This window comes from Prosthecobacter sp. (assembly GCF_044373815.1).
Taxonomy (GTDB): Bacteria; Verrucomicrobiota; Verrucomicrobiia; order Verrucomicrobiales; family Verrucomicrobiaceae; genus Prosthecobacter.
Genome location: NZ_JBIPNG010000633.1, coordinates 1 through 3127, shown reverse-complemented (window position 1 = coordinate 3127; position 3127 = coordinate 1). Strand labels below are relative to the sequence as shown.

The 3127-nt window shown below is 61.7% G+C and carries 3 protein-coding genes; all 3 read right to left on the bottom strand.

The window, feature by feature from the left end; all coding sequences use genetic code 11:
• Positions 1 to 1476 (bottom strand): glucans biosynthesis glucosyltransferase MdoH (gene mdoH, locus ACIREA_RS29450; RefSeq protein ID WP_397385890.1); only part of this gene is annotated, 1476 nt, incomplete at its 3' end.
• Entirely contained in the window at positions 1473 to 2051 is a 579-nt protein-coding gene (locus tag ACIREA_RS29445) for a hypothetical protein (protein ID WP_397385889.1), read from the bottom strand. The genes mdoH and ACIREA_RS29445, both read right to left, overlap by 4 nt.
• A 145-nt stretch (positions 2052 to 2196) precedes the next feature.
• On the bottom strand, positions 2197 to 3127 hold a 931-nt coding region (locus tag ACIREA_RS29440; protein ID WP_397385888.1), incomplete at its 5' end, for a DUF1501 domain-containing protein.

Here is a 3127-nt window from a genome sequence, read left to right as displayed (position 1 = left end):
CACGATGGTGTAAACGACGAAGCGCGAATGGAAGATCATGAGCACCGGCGCCATGAGCGTGAAGACCACAGTGTCCAGCAGGCTGCTGAAGAACGTGAGAAAGCGCAGTTTCAGCGGCTTGAACATTCGCCCCGTGATGACTTCATCCAGCAGGATCACCGTCTTGGGCAGGAAGATCAGCATCGCCGTGACGGCCAGCAGAATGTGCTCCGCCAGGATGGCCTGCGGCTGCACGTGCGGAGTCGGTGTGGCGGCCAGCAGCGTGGCCAGCACCAGGAAGAGGAACCACAGCAGCGAGCTCACGTAGCTGAGGATGCCGTGCAGGAAATTGATGCGGCTCATCGGGTGCCAGCCTTTGGCAAACAGCAGCCAGAGGTGCTGCATGTTGCCCTGGCACCAGCGGCGGTCACGCTTGAGCATGTCCACCAGCGTGGGCGGTCCTTCTTCATAGCTGCCACGCGTGGTGGGCAGCAGCCTTACAGCGTAGCCAGCTTTGCGCATCAGCGCGGCCTCCACAAAGTCGTGGCTGAGAATGTGCCCGCCAAACGGCGCATTGGCTGGCAGCGGCGGCAGCGCGCAGTGCTCGATGAACGGCGCCAGACGCAGGATGGCATTGTGCCCCCAGAAGTTCGCCTCGCCGCACTGCCAGTAGTCCAGCCCCGCCATGAAGGGCGGACCGTAAAGTGCCTGCGCAAACTGCATCACACGCCCCAGCAGCGTGTCTGCGGCGATCTGCTTCGGAAACGTCTGTACGATGCCGATGCCCGGATTCTTTTCCATGATGCGCACCAGGCTGGTGAGCAGCGCGCCGGACATCAGGCTGTCAGCATCCAGCACCACCATGTAGCGGTAGCGCTTGCCCCAGCGGCGGCAGAAGTCGGAGACGTTGCCGCTCTTGCGGTTGATCTGCTTGCGGCGGCGGCGGTAAAAGATGCGGCCAAAGGCCTTGAGCTGGCGGCAGAGCTCCAGCCACGCAGTTTCTTCCTCGATCCACTGGCTGGCCTTGTCGGAGTCACTCAGGATGAAAAAGTCGAAGTTGGCCGCCTGTCCCGTGGCTTCCAACGAGAGGTAGATGGAGCGCAGGCCTTCATACACGCGCGTCACATCCTCATTGAACACCGGCATGATGATCGCGGTGCTGGCCGTGATGGGCTGCTCATAGTCATCCGCCGTCAGGGAGAGCCAAAGGCTGAGTGAGTCCGGCTTGGGTCGGTTCATCAGCCACACGCCGAAGAGCGCCGTCCAGAAGCCGACATTGAGCTGGTAATACAGCGGGATGAACACCAGCAGCAGCCCCCATTCGGAAAGCCGCATGCCGTTTTCCGAAAGGAAGATGTAGGACAGCCAGGCACCCACAATGGTGCCAAGGCCGACGAGAGAGAAAAACGTGGCGCGACGCGTGCGCGAGATGTGCTTGGGCGGCATCCCTGCGGTCATCGCGATGTTTGCAGTCTGGCTGCCAATGGGTGCGCTCATCCGAAGAGGGAGTAAAGGTAGCCCAGCACGCTGCCAATGATGACCACCAGCACCGAGTAGCGCAGGATGGGATGGCGGCCGAGGCGGTCAAAGGTGTCGTCTGCTACATCGGTGAACATGCCGAGGTCGATGTCACGTGGAGTCATCTTGCTCACCTGCATGCCAGGTCCGGAAGTACGAATGGCGGATCGCATGGCCTCGGCCATGTCGTTGGGCATGTTCTGTTCATCGAGGAAAAACTGCGGCCAGCGCGAAGGTCCGCCAGCGAGGTGGAAGCCCAGACGCCCCGTGGCCTCAAGCTGCGCTTCGTTGAGATTGAGATCGCTGTAGATCGAGCCCAGCCACTCACGCAGCATGAACCGCGCCTGCTCGATGGAGTGTGCCGTCGGCGTCCGCGAAGGATCCTTCGCATGGGCCTTGGCCGCGTTGCGCAGGGTTTCGAGAATAAGCTGCGTACGGCGGATGCGGTTGTGAAGCTGGTACGAACGGAAGTAATCGGCGAGGCGCGCATACGCCTCGTTCCATTCTTCCTCGGTGCCAGTCGCGGGGGCAAACTGAATGTTGACTGCTTCCATGTAGGTTCAAATCCGAACCGCATGGAGAATGCGCAGTTTTGATGCCGAGGAAAGCAGAGGATTGCGGATTCCGCATTTTTGGCGGCAAGAAGCAGCCGCCCGGGACAAGACGCCCCGGGGAAACTCACTCCTCACCCCCTTCCGCTTACGCGATCACTTCATTGATCAACCGGCCACCGTTCACGATGTCCACAGGACGCACGTTTTCGACGATGATGCGCTTGCTGGCGTTGATGCCGAGCAGGCGGTACATCGTGCGGGCAAGATCTTCGGGGCCCACAGGGTTTTCATCCGGCTCGCCGCCAAGAGCGTCGGACTTGCCGTAAACAAAACCTTTCTTCACGCCGCCACCTGCCATGGCCACGGAGAAGACGCGCGGGTAATGATCGCGGCCATTCGTGCTGTTGATGCGCGGCGTGCGGCCGAATTCGGAGCTGACGAGCACCAGCGTGGTGTCCAGCATGCCGCGTTCATCGAGGTCCTTGATCAGGCGTGCGAAGGCGACATCGAACTGCGGGGCCTGGCCCTCAAAGGCACCCTTGATGTTGGAGTGGTGATCCCAGCTGCCGTAATTCACGGACACCATGCGCACCCCGGCTTCGACGAGACGGCGTGAGAGCAGGAAGCGCTGACCGGCGGCGTTGCGACCGTACTCGTCGCGCAGCTTGTCGGGCTCGGCGCTGAGGTTGAAGGCTTCGCGCGCTTTTTCTGAACTGACGAGCTTGTACGCGGCCTGGTAGAAATTGTCCATGGCGCTGAGGCCGTCCGATTTCTCGTGGGTGCGGAAGTGCTCGTCCACGGCGGAGAGCAGGTTGCGGCGGCGGTCGAAGCGCTTCGCGTCGATCTCCTTCGGTGCGGCCAGATCGCGCACGGTGAAGCCTTTGTCCGCCGGATCGCTGCCCAGCGCAAAGGGACCGAAGGCGCTGCTCATGTAGCCGCTCCCTTGATCCGGCGCGATCATGTTCGGCACAGCCACGTAGGGGGGCAGATTGTTGCGGGGTCCCTGCTCGTGCGAGATGATGGAGCCGAAGCTTGGAAACTTGATGGCCGGGCTCGGGCGGTAGCCGGTGAACATG